Source organism: Psychrobacter sp. Ps2, assembly GCF_022129405.1.
Taxonomy (GTDB): Bacteria; Pseudomonadota; Gammaproteobacteria; order Pseudomonadales; family Moraxellaceae; genus Psychrobacter.
Genome location: NZ_JADQAM010000061.1, coordinates 612,136 through 634,525 on the forward strand (window position 1 = coordinate 612,136; position 22,390 = coordinate 634,525).

Annotated in this window: 17 protein-coding genes and 2 tRNA genes; 12 read left to right on the forward strand and 7 right to left on the reverse strand. The window is 42.6% G+C overall.

Annotation, left to right across the window (positions count from 1 at the left end; genetic code table 11):
- Positions 1–127: 127 nt before the first annotated feature.
- The 3 genes from dut (at position 128) to argB (ending at position 3,522) form a co-directional block, all read left to right on the forward strand.
- Positions 128–592 carry a dUTP diphosphatase gene (gene dut / locus I3254_RS14160; protein ID WP_238053288.1) on the forward strand — a complete coding sequence of 155 codons (465 nt, stop codon included), beginning with the start codon at positions 128–130 and terminating at the stop codon, positions 590–592.
- Positions 593–730: 138 nt separating this feature from the next.
- Positions 731–2,533 (forward strand): phosphomannomutase, encoded by a 1,803-nt coding sequence (locus I3254_RS14165; RefSeq protein WP_238053289.1) that lies wholly within the window; start codon positions 731–733, stop codon positions 2,531–2,533.
- Positions 2,534–2,610: 77 nt separating this feature from the next.
- Positions 2,611–3,522, forward strand: a complete 912-nt coding sequence (gene argB, locus I3254_RS14170) for an acetylglutamate kinase (RefSeq protein ID WP_238053290.1) — start codon at positions 2,611–2,613, stop codon at positions 3,520–3,522.
- A gap of 88 nt (positions 3,523–3,610) precedes the next feature.
- Here argB and I3254_RS14175 read toward each other — a convergent pair whose 3' ends face one another.
- Together I3254_RS14175 and I3254_RS14180 are read right to left on the reverse strand one after the other, a co-directional pair.
- Positions 3,611–3,970 (reverse strand): hypothetical protein, encoded by a 360-nt coding sequence (locus I3254_RS14175; protein WP_238053291.1) that lies wholly within the window; start codon positions 3,968–3,970, stop codon positions 3,611–3,613.
- An 85-nt stretch (positions 3,971–4,055) separates the two neighbouring features.
- The gene (locus tag I3254_RS14180; RefSeq protein WP_238053292.1) at positions 4,056–4,433 is read right to left on the reverse strand and encodes an arsenate reductase; all 378 of its coding nucleotides are present in this window, start codon (positions 4,431–4,433) and stop codon (positions 4,056–4,058) included.
- 207 nt (positions 4,434–4,640) lie between these two features.
- On the opposite strand from I3254_RS14180, the gene leuS reads away from it, so the two are divergent.
- From leuS to I3254_RS14215, 7 genes are all read left to right on the forward strand, one after another.
- On the forward strand, positions 4,641–7,328 hold the full coding sequence (gene leuS / locus I3254_RS14185; protein WP_238053293.1) for a leucine--tRNA ligase: 2,688 nt from the start codon (positions 4,641–4,643) through the stop codon (positions 7,326–7,328).
- 66 nt (positions 7,329–7,394) lie between these two features.
- The gene (locus I3254_RS14190; RefSeq protein WP_238053294.1) at positions 7,395–8,111 is read left to right on the forward strand and encodes a hypothetical protein; all 717 of its coding nucleotides are present in this window, start codon (positions 7,395–7,397) and stop codon (positions 8,109–8,111) included.
- Positions 8,112–8,264: 153 nt separating this feature from the next.
- Positions 8,265–9,365, forward strand: a complete 1,101-nt coding sequence (gene holA / locus I3254_RS14195; protein WP_238053295.1) for a DNA polymerase III subunit delta — start codon at positions 8,265–8,267, stop codon at positions 9,363–9,365.
- Positions 9,366–9,663: 298 nt separating this feature from the next.
- Positions 9,664–10,989 (forward strand): efflux RND transporter periplasmic adaptor subunit, encoded by a 1,326-nt coding sequence (locus I3254_RS14200; protein ID WP_238053296.1) that lies wholly within the window; start codon positions 9,664–9,666, stop codon positions 10,987–10,989.
- A gap of 252 nt (positions 10,990–11,241) precedes the next feature.
- Entirely contained in the window at positions 11,242–13,191 is a 1,950-nt protein-coding gene (locus I3254_RS14205) for a MacB family efflux pump subunit (RefSeq protein ID WP_238053322.1), read from the forward strand.
- Positions 13,192–13,385: 194 nt separating this feature from the next.
- Positions 13,386–13,461, forward strand: a tRNA-Lys gene (locus tag I3254_RS14210).
- A gap of 159 nt (positions 13,462–13,620) precedes the next feature.
- Positions 13,621–13,696, forward strand: a tRNA-Lys gene (locus I3254_RS14215).
- 87 nt (positions 13,697–13,783) lie between these two features.
- Here I3254_RS14215 and I3254_RS14220 read toward each other — a convergent pair.
- Both I3254_RS14220 and I3254_RS14225 read right to left on the reverse strand, forming a co-directional pair.
- On the reverse strand, positions 13,784–14,572 hold the full coding sequence (locus I3254_RS14220) for an MBL fold metallo-hydrolase (protein WP_238053297.1): 789 nt from the start codon (positions 14,570–14,572) through the stop codon (positions 13,784–13,786).
- Positions 14,573–14,906: 334 nt separating this feature from the next.
- Positions 14,907–16,994, reverse strand: coding sequence for a catalase (locus I3254_RS14225; protein ID WP_238053298.1), 2,088 nt, complete (start codon positions 16,992–16,994; stop codon positions 14,907–14,909).
- Positions 16,995–17,553: 559 nt separating this feature from the next.
- Between I3254_RS14225 and I3254_RS14230 the strand changes: the two genes are divergently transcribed.
- Positions 17,554–18,345 (forward strand): dienelactone hydrolase family protein, encoded by a 792-nt coding sequence (locus I3254_RS14230; protein WP_238053299.1) that lies wholly within the window; start codon positions 17,554–17,556, stop codon positions 18,343–18,345.
- Between the two features lie 117 nt (positions 18,346–18,462).
- Here I3254_RS14230 and I3254_RS14235 read toward each other — a convergent pair whose 3' ends face one another.
- From I3254_RS14235 to I3254_RS14245, 3 genes are all read right to left on the reverse strand, one after another.
- Positions 18,463–19,113: a DUF938 domain-containing protein gene (locus tag I3254_RS14235; RefSeq protein ID WP_238053300.1), complete on the reverse strand. Its 651-nt coding sequence runs from the start codon at positions 19,111–19,113 to the stop codon at positions 18,463–18,465.
- A 33-nt stretch (positions 19,114–19,146) separates the two neighbouring features.
- Complete coding sequence (locus tag I3254_RS14240; protein WP_238053301.1) at positions 19,147–19,611, reverse strand: flavodoxin family protein; 465 nt, start codon at positions 19,609–19,611, stop codon at positions 19,147–19,149.
- Between the two features lie 126 nt (positions 19,612–19,737).
- The gene (locus I3254_RS14245; protein WP_173239378.1) at positions 19,738–20,154 is read right to left on the reverse strand and encodes an OsmC family protein; all 417 of its coding nucleotides are present in this window, start codon (positions 20,152–20,154) and stop codon (positions 19,738–19,740) included.
- 237 nt (positions 20,155–20,391) lie between these two features.
- Here I3254_RS14245 and I3254_RS14250 point away from each other — a divergent pair, with 237 nt between their 5' ends.
- Positions 20,392–22,137 (forward strand): hypothetical protein, encoded by a 1,746-nt coding sequence (locus tag I3254_RS14250; protein ID WP_238053302.1) that lies wholly within the window; start codon positions 20,392–20,394, stop codon positions 22,135–22,137.
- Positions 22,138–22,390: the final 253 nt, after the last annotated feature.

Here is a 22,390-nt window from a genome sequence, read left to right on the forward strand (position 1 = left end):
TGAATAATTAAAATATAGAATTGTTATTTATATAAAAATGTCGAATAAGATTTATTTAAAACCATAGTTCAAAGTCCTAGTTTGAAATCATAATTTAAAAACCATCAAATCGTTAAGTGAGTGTGTTATGCAAGCTGTACAAGTTAAAGTGGTAAACCCTAAAATTACTGAAGATAAAGCGTTTTCTCTACCAACTCGTGCCACCGATGGCAGTGCAGGTATTGATTTGCGTGCTTGTATTGACGAGCCATTAACGATTAAAGCAGGTGAAACCCATTTAATTGGCACAGGCCTTGCCGTTTATATTCAAGATCCTAATTATGCAGGTATGATTTTACCGCGTTCAGGTCTTGGTCATAAGCACGGTATCGTCTTGGGTAACTTAGTTGGGCTAATCGATGCTGACTATCAAGGCGAGCTGATGGTTAGTATTTGGAACCGCAGTAGCGACGACTTTGTTCTCAATCCAAGCGATCGCATGGCACAGTACATCGTGGTACCTGTTGCGCGTCCTGAGTTTGAAGTGGTTGCAGAATTCAGTGATGAAAGCGTACGCGGTGCAGGCGGGTTTGGACATTCAGGTCGTCAATAGTAGCTATTTTGACGGTCAAACCTGCTAGTAATTTTTTAGATAGCGATTAGAATTTTGCTTGAGCTATATATAAAGCCTTGCGCTATTCATTTTTTATTTATCATTGAACACTTATCACGGTTATAAGGAGAATAAGCAATGCCACCTTTTGCGGCGCAGCAATCCTTATTCCGTGCTTATGATATTCGTGGTGCCAACCAGTATTTTACTAGCAGTTTTATACAAGCGTTAGGCGATGCTTTTGCTGTTCTCTATAATGCTCAAAATAGCCAACCGACTCAAAATATCAATACTAATGCCTGTGTTGAGACTAAGCAGAATATTGTCGTTATTGGTTATGATATGCGCATTGGTAGTGAGGCTATTGCACGTACGCTCTCTACTGTACTCGCTCAGCAGGGTTTACGCGTAATCCAGTTAGGTCTGGTTACCACGCCGATGATGGCATTTTGGGCAATGCAATATCAAGGACATGGCATAGTCGTAACTGCTAGTCACTCTGCTAAAGACATACTAGGCATCAAATGGTTGGTGAACAACAAGTCTCCTAGCAGCTCAGAGATACAGACGCTCTATCATCAAATAACCGCCAATCATGGTCATCACACCTATCCCGATAATCAAGCTAACAATCCTGTCTTTCATTCAGAAAATATTGAAAGCATTGATAATAACCATGACTCAAAATTACCAATTGATTTGCTTGAGCAACTACCTGCTCATCAAGTAGCAAGCGTCTATATCGATGCTATTGCGCAGGTATTTGAACAATTATTTCAGCATAATCACTCGGCAACTGCAGCCAATCAGAAAATCGCTTATAAACTTGATTTGGTCATAGTTATTGACTGTATGCATGGCGCAACTGGGAGCATTACTCAGCGCTTGTTCGAACGTTTTTGCCAGCATGTTATTTTTCTCAATGACACACCTGATGGCAACTTTCCCCTTGGTAATCCAGACCCTACCGAACCAAACCGCCTAAACGAATTGCAGCGAGCCGTTGTTTTGCACGCAGCAGATATAGGCCTAGCGTTTGATGGCGATGGCGATCGTTTGATGATCGTTGATAATAACGGCAAAATAGTTATGCCCGATCATTTGCTTTATCTACTAGCACGTATTGCTATTACTGAACATCCTAACTCTCTTAGCGACTCTTTATTAGCATCTGAAGTTCTTTTCGATATTAAGTGCGCCCATCATTTGCCAAGACTGTTATCTGAGCTTGGTACTACACCTGTGATTAGCAAGACTGGCAGCAGCTTTATGCGCCAGCAAGTACAGCATCCTGACAATCAGATTGTCTTCGCTGGTGAATTATCAGGGCATTTCATCTTTAATGACAGCCGCTTTATTCCTTACGATGATGCGATGTATGCTGCATTACGGTTGCTGCATTGGCTTGACCAAGTTCATGATGATACTAATGATAAAAAACCACTATCAGATATCATCCATAGCTTGCCCACTATAGTCAGTACTGCTGACCATTACTTGCCAATGCCGCAGACGGCTACTACCGACTGCTCTCTCGTAGAGCAACTAACGAGATTTTGCCATTACTTGCAGTATCTAGTAGATATGTCTACCCATACTGATTCTTCATCTAGTCAGCAGTTAAAAGATACTTGCCTGCCCGCCACAACATGCAAGTCATCAGCGTGTACTTGCGCTACTGCGAAGACGCAAATAGCATTAAAACAGACGCATGAATTATTACCTGTAGGAACCAAGCTGAGCTGTATCGATGGTGTGCGTTTAGATTTTGCGCATGGCTTTGGCGTACTGCGCCAATCAAATACCAGTAATAGCCTGACCGCGCGCTTTGCGGGTGACAGTGTGGATGACCTAAAAGATATTCAGGATACATTTGCCGCTTTATGCCGACCATTTAACGCAGCGCTAGCAGAACAGATTCTTGCTATTCCTGTGGAGTAGCCTCATAAAACATATAGCTGTCTCATTAGACATAATAGAAAAACAACCAATTTAAACCCGGCCCTTAGGAGTTTGTAATGACGCTTAATTTAGATGATGCCAAAAACACCGCTGAAGTATTGACCACTGCTCTGCCTTATATCCAGCGTTTTGTTGATAAACTCATCGTCGTAAAATACGGCGGCAACGCCATGACCGACCCTGAGCTTGAGAGCTCATTTGCTCGCGATATCGTTTTGCTAAAGACAGTCGGTATGCATCCAGTAGTCGTACATGGTGGTGGCCCACAAGTTGACAACCTCCTAAAAGAGCTCGGCCGTCAATCAGACCGTATCGATGGCATGCGTGTCACTGACAAAAGCACCATGGATATCGTAGAGATGGTCTTGGGCGGTAGCGTCAACAAATCGATTGTTAGCCTGATTAACAAACACGGCGGTCGCGCGATTGGTCTTACAGGTAAAGATGCCAACTTGATTCAAGCCAAAAAACTGATGATGGAAAAAATTGGCGCAGACGGTATCGCTGTACCAGTTGACTTAGGATTCGTCGGTGATGTGGTCAGCGTCAATAAAGACGTGATTAACATGTTAATTGCCTCAGATTTTATCCCTGTAATCGCGCCACTTGGCGTTGACGCTGAAGGCAACACCTATAACATCAATGCAGATTTGGTCGCAGGTAAAGTGGCTGAGTTTTTGCAAGCAGAAAAGCTCATGCTGCTCACCAATATAAAAGGCGTATTGGGCCGTGATGGCGAAGTAGTGACTGGACTCACGCCGAAGAAAGTCGATAGCCTAATCGAAGACGGTACAATCTCAGGAGGCATGATTCCAAAGATCCAATGCGCGCTCGATGCGGTGCGTAGCGGCGTCAGAAGCGCTGTCATCGTTGATGGCCGTGTGCCTCATGCTACTTTGCTTGAGATTTTCACCAATGAAGGGGTTGGTACGCTCATCAGTCGTGAGATAGGTTCGTCAGTGAGCTAGTAGAACGCAACCGTAACTGACATTAAAAAGCCTGAGCTTGGATACCAAGCTCGGGCTTTTTAATGATTCATGATTGCTTTAATAATCGTTAATAAGCACAGAACTCAACCGAGCTATGGCTACTGTTGCCATATACTTGCATGTAATGATTGCCTTTATTTTCGGTAAAATAAGAGGTTTCATTATCATAGCGATCAGCATCTAAGCGCCCTTTAGGCCCTGAAACGTATGCGACACTTATTTGGTCATCGCCCACATTACGAATCACTAAGTTTTGCTCAGGTAGCAACCATAAGCGGAACAACTTACCATCTTTGATGTTACCGGTAAAACTGCCGCAATAGCTGTCTTTGGCAAAAGTAATCTTAGTAGATGAGTCAGCGGCTTGGACGCCTGTTATCATCAAAGAGGCTGTTGCAAGCGTGGCCATTAATAACAACTTTTTCATAGTCTTATCCTTAACCATTATAAACAAGCAAACTTAATTCCATTCATGAAATCATAGTTTATAACGTGCCAAAGTGACAGCTCTTTTATGAAAAATTTGTATTAAATTCGTCTTCGTTAAAACCGCAAAGCAGTACTGGCTGACCTTGGGTTTTATCATCGCATTGACCCTCAACCATCGGACGTTTGATCATACTGGTATTTTCCACGAGTAAATCTATCGCAGCATCCACATTGGCATCTGCCGCTTGCTTTTGGCTATCCTCTAACTTACGCCATGTGGTACCACGCTTGTTGAGCACTTTATCGATGCCTAGTTCATTCACCCAGCGCTGGATACTCTCTTTGTCGATGCCTTGTTTTTTATAATCATGAAACTCATAGCTGACGTTTAGCGCGTCAAGCTTAGTAAATGCTTTTTTCATGGTGCTACAAGATTTGATACCGTAGATAGTGATGGTCATAGAAACTCCTCATGAATGTTCATTGATCTGTTTATTATACCGAAGGATGATGAGATGTAGACAACCCATCCCGCTAAAGTCACTTTTAATCCATAAACCTCATGAGCAAATACATCATATCGTCGCAATTTTTACCAAATTACGCTATGCTATGGCATTGTCAAATTCCCCCTATTTTTATTAGTATCAACCAATTTCGAGCCGACTATGAGCAACGCCGTGACAGCAGACCAAACAGAAAACAACTATTATAACCCACAAGCGATAGAAACCGCGCAGCAGACCAAATGGGCAACTGACAAGCGCTTTGAAGTAAGCAATGAGCCAAGCGACAAGCCAAGTCGTTACATGCTGTCGATGTTCCCTTATCCAAGTGGTAAGCTACATATGGGCCACGTACGTAACTATACGATTTCTGACGTATTGAGCCGTTATTATCGCCTAAAAGGCTATGAAGTCATGCAGCCAATGGGCTGGGATGGTTTTGGCCTGCCAGCAGAAAACGCAGCAATTGCCAACCAAACACCGCCTGCTGCATGGACATTTGCCAATATTGACAGCATGCGCGCGCAGCTTAAATTACTAGGCCTGTCTATTGACTGGTCACGTGAGTTTGCTACTTGTAGCCCTGAGTATTATCAGTGGGAGCAGTGGTTATTTTTGCAGTTGTACAAAAAAGGCCTAGTCTACAAAAAGCTGTCGACGGTCAATTGGGATCCGGTTGATAATACCGTCTTAGCAAACGAGCAAGTCATCGATGGTAAAGGCTGGCGTAGTGGTGCTGCGGTCGAAAAACGCGACATCCCAATGTACTACTTCAACATCACTGACTATGCTGATGAGCTATTAGATGATTTGGATCAGCTAGAAGGTCATTGGCCATCTGAAGTACTAACCATGCAGCGTAACTGGATTGGTCGTAGTGCTGGTATGGAAGTGCACTTCCCTTATGAGCTTGCTGGTGAAGAAAACACCTTAGATGTGTTCACCACTCGTCCTGATACGTTGATGGGTGTGACTTATGTCGCTGTTGCCGCAGAGCATCCACTTGCACAGTACGCCTCTGAGCAAGATGACGCAATCGCCCAATTCTGTGCCCTTTGTAAAAAAGGCTCAGTTGCTGAAGCGGATTTGGCCAAAGCTGAAAAAATCGGTATGGATACAGGCTTAACTGTGACGCATCCTCTGACTGGTGAAGAAGTGCCAGTTTGGGTTGCCAACTATGTATTGATGAGCTATGGCTCAGGCGCCGTCATGGCGGTACCTGCTCATGATGAGCGTGATTATGAGTTTGCGGTTAAGTACGACCTACCAATCAAACAAGTCATCAATACCCCTGATGGCTATTTTGATGAGCTAAAAGCAGATGCCAAAGCGAACGATAGTGAAGTGAATCTTGCTTATACTGAACGCAACACTTTGGTTAATTCAGGTGAGTTTGACGGTCTAGATTTTGAGCAAGCATTTGAAGCCATGCTAGCCAAACTTGAGCCAAAAGAGCTGGCTAAGAAAAAGATCCAGTATCGCCTACGTGATTGGGGTGTCTCTCGCCAGCGCTATTGGGGCTGCCCTATCCCAATGATCAACTGCGAGCATTGTGGTACGGTGCCTGTTGAAGAGCAAGACCTACCAGTTGTGTTGCCAACCGATGTCGTACCTGATGGTCGCGGTAACCCACTTAAAAACATACCAGAGTTTGTCAATACCACTTGTCCTAAATGTGGTAATCCTGCTGAGCGCGAAACCGATACCTTTGACACATTCGTAGAGTCAAGCTGGTACTATGCACGTTTTGCTAGCCCAAATGATGCACAAAATATGGTCAACAAGTCTGCTGCCAATAAATGGTTGCCTGTTGATCAATACGTGGGCGGTGTCGAGCATGCGGTGATGCATCTGTTGTATGCACGCTTCTTCCATAAGCTGATGCGTGACGAAAACTTAGTCACAGGTGATGAGCCATTTGCCAATCTAATGACCCAAGGCATGGTACTCGCTGGTACGTTCTACCGCGTTAATGCGGATGGCAGTACGACCTACTACTTTGCAGAAGATATCGATATTGACTTCAACGAACGCGGTCAACCAATCAAAGCTATCTTGAAGTCAGACGGCCAGCCAGTGACGATTGGCAAAATCGAAAAAATGTCTAAATCAAAGAACAATGGCGTAGATCCACAGCTAACCATTGATAAATATGGTGCTGATACGGTTCGTTTATATACGCTATTTACTGCGCCTGCAGATCAAACACTTGAATGGTCAGATGACGCGCTAAAAGGCCCTTATAACTTTGTGAAGAAAGTATGGCGCATTGCAACCGATCATATGCAAGCGCTAACGGCCGCTAATATCAGCATTGATACGCTTAACAGTGCTACCTTGAACACAGACGGATTGAGCAAAGAAGCCAAAAACTTACGCCGTAAAACGCACGAAACAATTGCTAAGATTGACAGTGATTTGGGTGATCGTCTGGCATTGAACACGCCAGTATCAAGCCTGATGGAACTTGCTAATGAGCTGACTGGCTTTAACGCGAGTAATGAGCAAGAGCTGCACGTCAAACACGAAGCATTGACCAACCTGTTGATTATGTTGTCTGTCTATGCGCCGCACGTTGGCGAGCATCTGCTTGAGCAGTTGGGTCTTGACACCTTAATCTTGGACTACCCAACCGTGGATGAAAGCGCGCTGGTACAGGACATGATCACGATGGTGGTACAGGTCAACGGTAAGATGCGTGGTAAGATGGATGTGGCACCAAACAGCGATCCTGAGCAGCTAAAAGAGCAGGCTCGTACTATGGAAAGCGTGGCAAAATTCATCACGGGCGAGATCAAAAAAGAAATCGTCGTGCCTAACAAACTGGTTAACATCGTGGTTGTAGGCTGAGGTATCTTGAGCTAAGTATTTTAGGCTTAGTGCTCTAAGCCTTCTTATCATATGAGGATAGCGTTTATGTCATACAAGCATCGAGCTGAGCAGGCGCAACCAGAATCAAGCGCATACAGCCTAGCTAATAAAAAGTCCCATGGCCAAAAGCTCGGAGCAGTCTTACTTGCCACGCTGCCAATGTTTGCGGTGGTAGGTGCAGCCGCTGCTCTTAGCGGCTGCGGCTTCCAGCTGCGTGGCTACGACTCAGCGATGCTGCTTGACGTCGAAAAAACAGCGGTCATCATCGAAGACAATCGCACCTCATTCCCGCTGAAACTACCATTGACGCGTCGCCTGAAAACGTTAGGTGTCGATGTTATTGGTAATATGAGCTCGGAAGAAGTTGCTCGTAATAACCAACAAGCAGGGGCTGAGACTATTGCCGCTATCGACATCCGTAACGTACGTTTTAAGCGTTACGAATTGGTTGGCGTATTAACAGAGATTCGCTTGGTACTATCAGCAGATGTCAGCTATCAAACGATGGAAAATGGTAAGCCTGTAACACTGAGCAACCCCATTCAAGTCGAGCGAAGCTATCAGTACAACGAAGCATCTGTTAGTACTGACGATCAGCAAGGCGAGCAGACTCGTGATTGGCTCTATGATACTTTAGCTCGCCGTATCACTGACCAGTACGTCGCAATCTCGCTTCCTAAAGTCGCACCTGCTGCCAAACCATCTGTGCAGATGAATAAAGGTGTGACACCAACCGTTGTCGTCGTACCACAACCGGAATAGTTAGTCGTTCTGATTATCAAACGATACCATTTCTAGAAGTATGAGTAGCAAACTAAGCGAGCGTAAGTACTAGTAAACTCGGCTAGCTTGACACTGCTGATCATATTTTTGGAATTGATATTACCTGCTCATCAACCTGTGTAACACCACGCTATGCAAGATACTTTCATAAAAGCCTACCCAAAACTACTGCAGCCTTCCGTTGCGGTAGCGGGTTTGTGGCTGGCGCACGGTGACGAGCCACTGCTGAGTCAATGGTTGATAGATGCGCTGCGTCCACACTGGCGCGCACAGAACTATGCAATCAAACGTATAGAGCTAATTTCTGTCAAAAGCTGGCAAGAAGTACTGTCTGAGCTTGGCAGCCAGTCTCTATTCGATGATGCCAGCGCTTTAATCGTGACGGGCAATCATAAACCTGACAAAGCAGTTATCACCGAGCTGGAACGTTTTGCGATCGAGGCACAAGCGGGCACACACGGTCATAGTGTATTGTGGCTTACACCTAAGCAAGACAAACGCAGCCAGAGCAGCAAATGGTTTGCTCCTTTTGCGCAATATGGCAATGTCATTGATTGCAATTTATACAATGAGCAGCAGCGCCAACAGCTACTACAAATACAAGCTCAGAAGTTTGGCTTACGACTGTCTCAAGAGGCGTGGCAGCTACTTATGTCACACACTGAGCATCATCTATTGAGTGCTTATCAAACCTTATGGCGACTGTCTTATCTGTTTGCACCGCAGCTAGTTGCTAATGACAGTACTAGTGAAAATAGTGCTACTGACAACAGTACCGAACAATCTAATAGCTTTTCACAACCTGTGAATAATGTGGCATTGGATATTGCAGACCTACAAGCAGCGTTGGTCAGCGATGCGCAGTTTAGTGTGTTCGATTTGTCTGATGCGATGCTCGCGGGCAATAGTACGCAGGTCGCCAAAATCATGTTTCAGCTAAAGTCGACCGATGAGCCCACTACTTTAGTACTCTGGGCTATTAGCAAAGACATGCGTCAAATTATCCAACTTATGGACGGTCAAGACCCTCAAGCATTAGGCATTTGGCGTAGTAAGCAAGGGTTGTACCAACAAGCCTGCCGCCGTCAGTCAAAACAACAAACGAGCGAATGGCCTGCCCTGCTTTACCGCTGTGACCAAGCGATCAAAGGACTTGTTCGTCAGCCAGCATGGGAGCTATTATTGCAAGCAGCACTAGAGCTCGCAGGTAAGCGTTTATTTGCAATGCGCTAAGACTAGCCTGTCACCACCTCTTATTGTTTCTCTTATTAACAAGTTATCCACTTCTTCTCTTACTGATTTATACGTTTTTCTTACTGGTTTATACATTTAAACGCTGTAAATTCAGATTCTACTACCCTATTTTGTTCTCCTATAATCTCCGTTTTATTGATTTTTAGTAAGCGTTTCTTTTCTGTACCTATCTCTATTCTTGGCTACCTTAACCTTTCGTAAACTAATTTCCATTCCCTTTTGTAGGTGAAGTCTCTACTATATCTACACTTGATTTAATTGTGATTGGATTGTTGTCATGCGCAAAATAAGCAAAAAGTCTGCCATAAAATGGGGTGTTATTGCCTTAATTATCGTAGCATTAGGGGCTTTAGCCTATACTTTTTTAAAACCAGAAGAAACCACACCTAACTATTTAACCGCAACCGTTGAAGTCGGTGATATTGAAAATAATGTCATGGCGTCCGGTAAAGTAAAAGCGTTAAATACCGTCGATGTAGGGGCACAGGTATCTGGTGAAGTAAAACGCCTATACGTCGAAGTCGGTGACGAAGTCAAACAAGGCGATTTGATTGCACAGATTGATCAAGTGACTCAGAAGAATAGCCTGAGCAATGAACAAGCCAGTCTTGAACAAAGCGAAGCCGCGCTACAAAGCGCTCAAGCAGAATCGTTAAGCAAACAAGCCAGTCTAAAAAGTGCCTATGCCGATCTTGCCAGCCGTCAGTCTGAGCTGAAACAAGCACAGTCTGATTTTGCGCGTTTGCAAGACTTAGTCGCTATCGACGCTATCTCGCAGCAAGAATATGACACGCAAGCGACCAGTGTCGAGACCGCAAAAGCAGCCGTTGCCAATGCACGTGCAGCTATTGATACAGCAAAAGCGGCGATTGCGACCACTGAAGCCAATATCAACAGTCAGCAAGCAGCATTACGCAAATCACGAACCAACGTCAGTACTGCTGAAGAAGATTTGAGCTATACCACGATTCGCGCCCCGATATCAGGTACCGTCGTTTCTATTACGACTGAGCAAGGCACTACGGTTAACGCTAATCAAACAGCGCCAACACTAGTGACGTTAGCAGATTTATCGACCGTACGTATCAACGCGCAAATCTCCGAAGCTGATGTCATTAACGTCAATGCTGGTATGCCTGCTTATTTCAACATCATTGGTAATCCAGACCAGCAATATGATGCGACGTTGACGGCTATCGAGCCTGCCCCAGAGCAAATCAGTAGTACCAGCTCAACAGACGCCGCTATCTATTATGTCGGCTACGTAGAAGTACCAAACCCTGACCGCTTGTTTCGAATCGATATGACGGCACAGATATATATCATCGTCAACGAAGCCAAAAATACTCTATTAGTACCATCAACAGTGATACAAGAAAAGCGAGCTAAAGGTAAAGAAAAAGGCAAAGCAGCCACCGGCAAGTTTGTACGTGTATTAAAAGAGGACGGAACCGTAGAAGAGCGTACAGTAGAAGTCGGTATTGATAACCGAGTAAATGCGCAAATCTTAAGTGGTTTGAAAGAAGGGGAAGAAGTAATCATCAGTGAAGAGAGCGGTAAGAAATCAGATAGCGGCCGCGTACCTGGTGGACCTCAAATGTAACTTGTGCTTTGACTATGTTGAGTAAGAAAGGCTTGCTAAAAACATAGCAGCCCTTTCATAACAACACTATAACGCTTATTAGCCTTTATTAAAGACACTGCTATGACTATATCTCAATCTCCTAAACCGTCGAGTGAAGATAGCTCTGAAAGTAGCACGGCTCAAAACTTAGGGTCACACACTTCTGCTAATCGCTCAAGCAACTCAGCAAAAACCAATACCGCTACCCACTCTGCATCAGGCAAGCCCATTATGGAACTATCTGGCATTATCAGAGAGTTCCCTGCTGGTGAGCAAACCATTCGCGTCTTGCATGATATCAATCTAACCATCAATCAAGGTGAGATGGTTGCCATCATTGGACAATCAGGCTCTGGTAAGTCCACCTTGATGAATATCTTAGGCTGTCTAGATCAAGCCACTGCTGGTGACTATAAGATTTATGGTCAATCCGCTCGTAAGCTTGATGCTGATCAATTGGCTGAGCTGCGCCGTGAGCACTTTGGGTTTATTTTTCAGCGCTATCATTTGCTTGGGGATATCAGTGCCAAAGACAATGTCGCCGTCCCTGCCGTGTATGCGGGTATGGATACCGAGGCACGCACCAATCGTGCTGAGAAGCTACTAACTGACCTTGGCCTTGGCAATAAGGTCAACAACCGTCCCAATCAGCTCTCAGGTGGACAGCAGCAGCGTGTTTCTGTTGCTCGTGCACTGATGAATGGTGGCGATGTGATCTTGGCAGATGAGCCAACGGGTGCCCTAGACAGTAAGTCCGGCGAAGACGTCATGGCGATTTTGCATGACCTCAGCGCACAAGGCCATACCATTATCATGGTCACTCATGATCCAAAACTAGCAGCGCAAGCGGAGCGTGTGATTGAGCTAAAAGACGGCTATGTCATCGCTGACTATCAAACTGAGCATTATAAGCACACAGACAAAAAACCAGAATCTATCCTTGGCGAGCATCGAAAAAGTGCCTTTGGTAGTTTTATTGATCGACTGCTTGAAGCTTTCAAAATGTCTTTGCTTGCCATGCGCGCGCATAAGATGCGTACTCTACTAACTATGCTCGGCATTATTATCGGTATTGCCGCAGTCGTATCTATCGTAGGCCTTGGACAAGGCTCTCAGCAGCAAATCCTTGCCAATATCAGCTCGTTAGGTACCAATACCATTACCGTCAATGATGGCTACCCTAGAGGCGATCCTAGACGCCGCTATAATGATGACAATTTGACACCAGAAGATGCAGAGGCGGTCGGCAATCAGCCCTATATTATCAGTGTCAGCCCTCAGGTAAATGCCAGCTCTAGTGTCCGCTATCGTAATATACAAGAGGATGCTACCGTCAATGGCGTTGGTGAAGACTATCTAAACGTCACTGGTGAGACATTAACATTGGGCCAAGGGTTTGATGCAAAAAGCATTACATTACGTAGTCAAGATATCATCATCGATGACAACGCTAAACAGACCTTTTTCTCAGATATTGATAATCCTGTTGGCGAGGTAATATTGGTTGGTAGTGTGCCTGGACGCGTAATTGGCGTCCTCGAGGAGAGCGATGGTGGATTTGGCCCTAGTGTGACAACGCCTACCATCTATATGCCTTATACAACGGTGATGTCGCGCGTCACCGGTAGTACCAATATCGACCGCTTTGTGGCGTTGTTAGATGACAGTATCTCTTCTAGTGCCGCAGAGACGGCCATCTCTGATTTAATAGAGAGTCGCCATGGTAAAGATGACTTTGAGCTGCGTAATTCAGACTCTATTCGTCAAACAATCGAGTCGACGACAGGAACGATGACTCTACTTATTTCATCAGTCGCTGTTATTTCATTGATCGTCGGCGGTATTGGGGTGATGAATATTATGCTAGTCTCTGTCACCGAGCGCACCAACGAGATTGGCGTACGTATGGCAGTAGGCGCACGTCAGAGCGATATCATGCAGCAGTTCCTTATTGAGGCCGTTCTGGTCTGTATTTTAGGAGGGCTGATTGGTATTGGACTGGCCTTTGCCATTGGTGAATTAATTAATAGTGTGGGCGGTGATAATTTCAAAGTTATCTATTCATCAACCTCTATTATTGCTGCTTTTGTTTGTTCGACGTTAATTGGCGTGGTATTCGGATTCTTGCCAGCGCGTAATGCCGCCAAGTTAGATCCTGTTGAAGCCCTTTCTCGAGACTAATAATCAATTATTGGCTCGCTTTGGCCGAAAATAGAGCAGTCAATATCGATATAATGATGAAAATTTAAATAAACTGGAATAAATTGGCAATTTTATAAGAGAATTACACTTTTTTTATCATGTGGGGTTGTAATTGTCATAATAATATATATAATGTGCTCTCACGTTTAGGGATACAAACACTTTAAACGTTAGGGCTGTTAGCTCAGTTGGTAGAGCAGTTGACTTTTAATCAATTGGTCCCGCGTTCGAGTCGCGGACAGCCCACCATATTTAGTTTAATCTTTATTAATCGTTCTACCCTATCCGGTAGTAGACTAATAAAGATAAATTTAAAAGACATCGTTAAGATGTTTAGTTTTAGAAAGTTCTTTAGTTAGAATTTTCTCTTGCAGAGTTAAAAAGCATTGCTTTTTTATATACTCTTCAGGGCTGTTAGCTCAGTTGGTAGAGCAGTTGACTTTTAATCAATTGGTCCCGCGTTCGAGTCGCGGACAGCCCACCATATTTAGAAAGCCCAGTTACTATCTTAGTAACTGGGCTTTTTTTCGTCTGGGCGTTTTAAATGTTGTTTCTTAGCTTTTATATACCTCTATTTATTATGCCTGCGTTTAAACAGTCGAAAGTTATCTCTCTTGCGCCATAGTAGTTTATGTCTGATCGTATCTTTGATGGTACGTGGGTGCTTGGGCGCATGAGCGATAAACTCATCAAACTCTGCCTCACTCATCGCTAGCTCTCGTCCATGAGCCATCATCACCATTGACGGTTGCAATGCCCTGATTTTTTTTAACGATTGAACATAAGCTTTTGGGTAATAGACAGGAAATGGCGCTACGAACTTATGGCGTAATTTAATGATTAAATCAGCGGTGTATACTTCGCGACTGGGCAGATGAAACAATGACAAGTCACGATCCGTATGACCTGGAGTCTCTAGTACTTGCCATTCATCAAAGTGTGGCACAAGCTCACCATCTGTGACAGTGATATCTAGTTTTAGACTTGCCGAGTAATATAGATTTTTAAGTGGGCGTCCTTGACGTCTGGCCACATAATATCCTAGATGTATATCTACGAAGTGCATCGTGCGCCCACCAATACCGCTATACCACTGCTTTTTCTTATCAGCTGAGACAATCAGACAGCCTGTCTTTTCTCGAAACTTATGTGCACCGCCTGCATGATCCGGATGCATATGCGTGACCACCACTACTTTTAGGTCGGTGACGGGTCGTTTTAACGTTGTCTTAATATAGTCAAGCACCATCGGCACATCAGCACGGCAGCAGCCATCTAACAGCATTATTTTATCTGGATATACTGCCAGATAGCTACTCTGGATATATCCTTCTAATCGTACAATTTCACATAGACTCATTGGTGTTCCCTACCTCATTCGTCGTTATTATTGTGAGGCTTTTGTTCAGTTTTATAGCCAACCTTTAGTATAGCGCCCGTCACGATAAATAAAACGACTTTGAGTGAACGCTTGTGACTATATACAAAGGCTAGGCGGTATACAGAGACAATGCGACTAATAACGATTAATAACGATTAATAACGAATGATTAGCACCTATAACATGACTTTTATCTGTGAAAATTCTCACCTTATTAGCAAAAAGCAAAAACCCAGCGCTTAGGCTGGGTTTAAGGAAACACTTAATATCTTATTTGTTATTTTAGATACTTCGTAAATTACCTACTTATCAACTATGCAAGATCACGAACCTTTGGCTCACGTTCCCATAGACGAGACTTAGCATTACTAATAAAGGCATCTAACTCGGCCAATGGCGTCACAAAATCATCTTTTTCAACTGGTAGTTTACTTAGGATAAATTCATCAGTCGCACCGCAATATGCGATAGCTTTGCAATGGTTATACGCATCATTGAACCAATCTAACGCAGAGCTGTCCATGGCCAGCTTTTTAGCTTGGTCAGGCATAATGATACTAACGACAGCATCAAACATCACTGACGGACCACCAGCGAGGCGCTCATCAGCTTGTATGCGTGTACCATCATCCAATACGACTTCTTTATTAGGCGCTACAATCTTGACGCTAGCACCCTGCGCTTTGGCGGCATCTTCGAATTTTTTGACTTCACTGCTATTAGAGCCTTCTGCAACTAAGATACCAATCATGCGACCTTTTAAGCTATCAGGCGTTAGGCCAATAGTTTGTACCGCTTTAGAGATTCCCAAGTCTTGGACAGGTGCAGCTGCGTCAGCTGGCTCTGGTAGCTCCATACCCAAGGCCGTTGCTACGCGATTGGCCAAGTCTTCATCGATATGAATCAAATGGCTAAGCATACGCGTACGCACATGGGCTGTATCTACTTTACCTAGCTCAAACGCATAAGCAGTTGCTATATGGGCTTGCTCAGTTACTGTCTGACTACGATAGAACATACGTGGCTGACTATAGTGATCGGCAAAGCTCTCGTCACGTACGCGGCCTTTTACGCCATCATCTAGTTGCTCATGGAATGAATTGAATCCACGTTTAGTGCTTTCACGAGGACGAGTTGGATCTAGGCTTTGTGGCTCATAGAGTACACGCGTCTTTGGCACTTGCATCTGCATATGACCATCTTGCTGATTGTTAGCAAACGGACATTTTGGCGCATTAATAGGAATCTGGGCAAAGTTTGGCGAGCCTAGACGTGATAGCTGAGTGTCTAGATAACTAAACAAACGACCTTGTAATAATGGGTCATTACTGAAATCAACACCCGGTGGCAGATGCGATGGGCAGAATGCTACCTGCTCAGTCTCTGCAAAGAAATTATCTGGATAGCGGTTCAATACCATCTTACCCACGACTTTTACTGGTACCAACTCTTCTGGAATCAGTTTGGTCGCATCGAGATGGTCAAATGGGAATTCGTTGGCTTCTTCTTCAGTAAATAACTGTACGCCAAACTCCCACTCAGGATAATCACCGTTGTTGATTGACTCAAATAAGTCACGACGATGATAGTCAGGATCAGCACCTGAGATTTTCACTGCCTCATCCCATGTGGTTGACTGTACGCCCAATACTGGCTTCCAATGAAAACGTACAAAGGTACTCTTGCCATCTTTATTGATTAAGCGATAGCTATGAATACCGAAGCCTTCCATCATGCGTAGGCTACGTGGTAAACCGCGATCACTCATCAGCCAAATTAGATTGTGCATGGTTTCAGGACTTAACGAGACAAAATCCCAAAACGTATCATGAGCAGAAGCTGCTTGTGGGAAACCGCGATCTGGTTCTGGTTTTACCGCATGGATCAAATCTGGAAACTTCATCGCATCTTGGATAAAGAAGATTGGCATATTGTTACCAACGATATCCCAGTTACCTTCTTCTGTATACATTTTCACAGCAAAACCGCGCACATCACGTGGTGTATCTTTTGAGCCTTTGTTACCGGCTACCGTTGAGAAACGCGTGAATAATGGCGTTTGCTTACCTGTTTCGGTCAATACTTTGGCAGTCGTATATTCTTCTAGAGACTCTGTCAGCTCAAAATAACCGTGTGCGGCACTACCACGAGCATGGACGATACGCTCAGGGATACGCTCATGGTCAAAATGATTAATTTTTTCACGTAATACAAAATCTTCTAATAGCGTCGGCCCACGTGAACCTGCTTTTAGAGAGTTTTGGTTGTCAGCGATAGCCACACCTTGCTGCGTAGTTAATACTTTGGTGTCATCGCCTGCGCGCTGATGGGTTTCACCACCGTTGCCACGTTCAGTGTTCATGTTTTTGGCGGGGTCAGTATGATCGATATTATTATTCATAAAAAGTCCTAGCTAATAGATTGAGAGTGCTCTTTTAAATCACTAAAAGAGTGCCTACACAGGTTTGATATCCTTTGAGATAGTGGTGACTTCATCTGTCATTTATTTATCTGTGTTTTCAGCATTGCTTAACGTTAAATTGATATCGCACTAAAATTCGTAAAGGAATAATAGGCTTAGGAGTTATACTACCCAAAAATAAGTCAAATATAGTTGCGTATATAGTAAACCTTGTTGATGTTTGGTTAAGGTCTATAGACGCTATAAACCAGCTGCTTTAGGTGGTCTTAAAGGCGCATAAACGTTAACAATAGAATCTTGTAATGTAGTTATTCTTTAAGGTATTCTTTTTATGCAGTACTAGAAACTATTGATAAATAAATTGGCAGGGTTTTAGCCTTATATTTATCTTTTTTATATCGTTGAATTCAGATAATTTCGATACAAGAAAACCGAGCGCAAGTTATACATTGGTATATTTAGCGAGGATGACAATGTAGCGGATTTATAGGGATTTGATGATGCGACTATTTTTTATATAACTATAAGGCCACCTACCATGTTACCAACTCTAAACTCCCCGACTAAAAAACCTTATCACTCATTGCTAGTAGGCGCATCAATGGGTCTAATGGCATTAACGTTCAGTCAAACAGCTGCTGCTATCACGACCAAGAGCGTTACCTATACGGTCGATGATAAAGCATACGAAGGCTATTACGCCAAGGCGGACAAAGCTAATGCACCTTTTATCTTATTGATTCATGATTGGGACGGTCTAACTGACTATGAGCGCAAACGTGCTGATATGTTAGCGGCTGAAGGCTACAACGTATTGGCGGCCGATATGTTTGGACAAGGCATTCGCCCTACTTCTATCGAAGAAAACAAACGCCTAACTGGGGAGCTATATGATGATCGTAATAAAATGCGCCGCATATTGGCAGGAGCACTGACGGCAGGACAACTACAAGGCAATGATGTGCGTAAAGGCACGACCATGGGTTATTGTTTCGGCGGTACGGTCGCGTTAGAGCTAGCACGCTCAGGCTTTGAGCAAAAAGCCTTTGTACCCTTCCACGGTGCCTTTGATATTCCAACTGGTCAAAGTTATGACAAAACTACGGGAGAAATCCTAGTATTCCATGGCTCTGCTGACCAATCTGTCTCGCTAGAGAGCTTTGCGACTTTGGGCAAGACCTTAGAAGCAGCCAAAGTACCTCATGAGATGGTCACTTATAGTGGCGCACCACATGCCTTTAGCGTATTTGGCAGCGATAGATATGACGCTCGCGCCGATCAGCGCTCTTGGAAACGCTACTTGGATTTTTTAGCAGAAGAATATAAATAGTCTAACAGCGTAAAAAACAAGAAAGCCTAAATAAGAAAACCTAACTAAAAAGCCACTTCAATCGATCATCTTCTAATCTTAATTGAAGTGGCTTTTCTGTTCTAAGAATTTGATGCTTTATATTTTTTGAAATACCAATAGCTGATTATTGGCAGGCATCGCATACGTTTTTCTGAGTTGTAGATAATGAGCATTTGCTAGATTAACGACATCTTCTTTATCGCGAATGCCGCTGTCAGGATTACCTGCTCTCAACATCCTATCAAATCGTTGATTGCCCTCACTGGTATATTTACCATGCTCATTAAAAGGGCCATATACAATCAGCTTACCGTCAACAGGTAGCGCCTCACCAGCCAATGCAAATAATCGCTCCACCAAAGCCCGACTAATGATATGCAAAGTATTAGCCGTAAATATCACATCATAAGGTAAGTTGAACTGGCTATTGACAGGTACGGAATCCGTACTCAAATCAAACGTTAATGGCGAATATAAATTAGGCGCAGGATAAGCATTGTGCCAAGCGATTATATGGCGATGATTACCAGTCACATCGCTAGTTTGCCACTGTATCTCAGGCAGATTAGGCGCAAAGTAAACACTATGCTGCCCCGTTCCTGATCCTACTTCTAATACTTGCGAATATCCTACTAACTCTTTTTGCAAAACAGACAGAATGGGTCGCTTATTGTTCTCACAAGCTTGCGAAAACGGTAGCTTACTTTGATTATTGATACCGGTGTTGCCTAATTTTTTATTATTCATAACAACCTTTTAAACCCAATTCAGAATTAGAAACTAGTAAATACCCGCTTCTAATCCAGCTGCCAATGTCATCGCTAGCTCTTCCACTTGGGAAGCAAACTCCTCTTGCCAATCACCTTTTAATATTAGAGCATGCTGAATCCATGACCAACGCAATCCGGTAGTAATGGTCTGCATCGCACGATGAGTACCTGTACCATCTTGTCCAGCACGAATATAAAGCGCAAATGGCATGCCCTGCTTCTTCTCTAATATAGGATAGTAGCAACGATCAAAAAAGTCCTTGGTCAGCCCTGCCATATACGCTAAATTCTCTGTCGTTCCAAGAAGAAGTGCGTCCGCCGCGAGTACATCTTGAGGCTGCGTATCCTGCGGTGATTTCAGAATGACATTAATATCTATATCAGGATGGTTCGCACCATCGTAGGCCGCTTGTGCTAATTTTTTAGTATTCGGCGATGGTGCATGCGCAACAATAAGTAAGGTTTTGCTAGCCATATTAATCACCCTTGTAGAGGTCATTAGTTCTTGGAATTAGTCGTTCTTGGAATCAGCAACTTTTAGAATTAATAGCTCTTAGAATTAATAGCTCTTAGAATGAATAGCTCTTAGAATGAATAGTTCTTAGAATGAATAGCTCTTAGAATCAATAGTCACTTTTTGAATGATATCAGGATGCAAGCTATTAGCCACTGGGCAAGTTAAGGCGGTGTTATAGAATATTTTTTGCGTTTTATCATCTAACTGTTGATTAAAAGTAATTACGATATGTACTTCGCTAACACGTCTTGGGTCAGCTGCCATTACTTTGGTCACTTCAGCCATAGTGCCTGCAATATCGATATCCATATCACGAGCTTTAATCCCGATAATCGTCAACATACAACTGGCTAAGCTAGTGGCTAGTAAATCAGTCGGTGAAAACGCTTCACCTTTGCCTTGGTTGTCAGTCGGTGCATCGGTAATTATTTCATCTTTTGATTGCAGATGTATGGCAGTGGTACGCAAATCGCCTTGATAGGTTACTTTTGAAGTTGTCATATTATTATCCTATTTTTTAGATCATTTTTTTATAATTGATTTAGTTGAAATTTTTAGTACGATTCATGACTCATCTCTTAATCCATTCTAATATATGTATGATAAGTAATGATTATAGAGAAATATCACACTTATTTGTACGAATTCGAAAGTAATAACTTGATATCCTACATTTGCCCACTATAATTGTTGAATTAATATATTGTGATACAGCCAAACCTCGAAGGGGTAAATTTAATGAATATTCATGACCTATCTGAATATCAGTTATATAAACTGAAGTCTATAGATCCTACTCTCAGTTTAGACTGGTCTGAAGTTGTAAACAGCATCGTTCCAAAACTAAATCAGCAAGGTCAAAACACAGTTTATGAAAATATATTAAAACCACGAGGTATTTTTCTTAACTCTGAAAACAATCTAGTTCATAAAAGCCCTGATACATTGAGACAAACTTTAGAAAATTTTTATACAAACAATCAAGAACTAACTGCTATTTCACGGCATATGTTAAAAATTATCGACCCAAGCATTAACGCTTACAACGCTATCAAGCTGGCTGATGAAGTCGAAGCAGTTCTTAGCTATCTTGATAGTTTAGACATAAATAATATCATCTCTGATCAGAAATATAGGCAAAGAATACGGATAGCATTTCTGTATGATTTGGCTATATGGATAGATAGTATTGCTCTAGAAATTAAACCAGGTCTACGTAAACTGGATACTAATATCATCAAGTCCTACTTCAAAGAAGTTTTTATTAAACAACAAATACAAGGACGCGACTTTCGTAATTGGGACTCATCAGATCTTAGCTTTCAAGAACTTACACATCTTCCCTCCTTTATCAAAAAAGAAGGGAAAGACAGAAAATTCTTTATTGTGGAAGGACAGGATTATTGGTTTTTAATTGGTAGTGCAAATAAAGTTGACAAAAATGCTTATTCTTTCCGTCGATTTCTTTACGAAGATGAAAGTGGTAATAACATCAAAAAGTATATCTACTTAACTCATATAGTTCTTAAAAAAAACCAAATGCATGATCATCAATATATGGAGCATGCTGCCTACTGTATGACAAGGCTATATACACTTGATGTAGGTGTCTCGGACACACTGCTGAGATCTGTGCATGAGATTCAACATTTATATCAAAACTACCTACAACCTTTACTAAGAGCACCTCTTGAACAAGATGGCAGCAACCCAGAGATTGTAATTAGAGAGCGCTTGATCAAATTTGAAAAGCAGTTATCTATACTGATACTGCAAAAACTACCTGGAATGATCGAAGTAGCACTTCACGATGTAAATGATCAAGACTATTTATTTTATCATCTAGATCAGTTGATAAAAAAAATGAGTGAAAATGTTGAAGATTTTCGATTACAGCCTTTTTCTATGTACTCAACCAGTAGTGAAATAATGGCTGTAAAGTTAACCTCTATGGCACAATTATTAAATAAATCACGTAGCCTACTTTGCTCTCAAGAGCAAACAGTAGGTGATCATACCGAAACTATGAAAGCAACATTAGAAATCATAAAAGCAAATCTTGAAGAAACTGAGGATTCCATAGAAAACTTGAAATCTTTAAAGGATAGTATAGACGATTATAGATATATAAAAGAAAACGGTAGATTCTGGCAAAAACTGATATCTCGAAAAGCTCCTGAATACTCATTAGAAGATATATATGAAATGGAGCAAAGCTTGCAAGAAGATTTTTTTATGTCAACCGTTCGTTTGGCTAAAATACAAAATGAAAGTATGATTTACGTCGAATTTGAATGTAATCGCATCATTAATGAGCACTATAGGCATTATGCCATTGCAGACGGTAAGCTAGGAATAACTCGTTTGCCAAGGATACTGCGCTTGAATGAGGATAAAAGTAAATTCAATATAGAATCTATAAGAGATGTAATATATCAAGATCTTTTTAAATCTAACCAACAATGGAACCCGCATAACGCTTAGAAAAAGATGGAAATGTAAGATTTAAAAAGACTTTTATCTAAATGATAAAAGTCTTTTTTTACAAGCACATAAATAATTGAGCTGAGAGAAACTGTCCATTAAAGAACGCATAAACAAAATAAAAAACCCGCAGACAAAGAAAAGCCCCTTAACAATTAAGTTAAGGGGCTAATCAGGAATAGAGAGCTGACGATGACCTACTCTCACATGGGCGAACCACACTACCATTGGCGCTACGATGTTTCACTTCTGA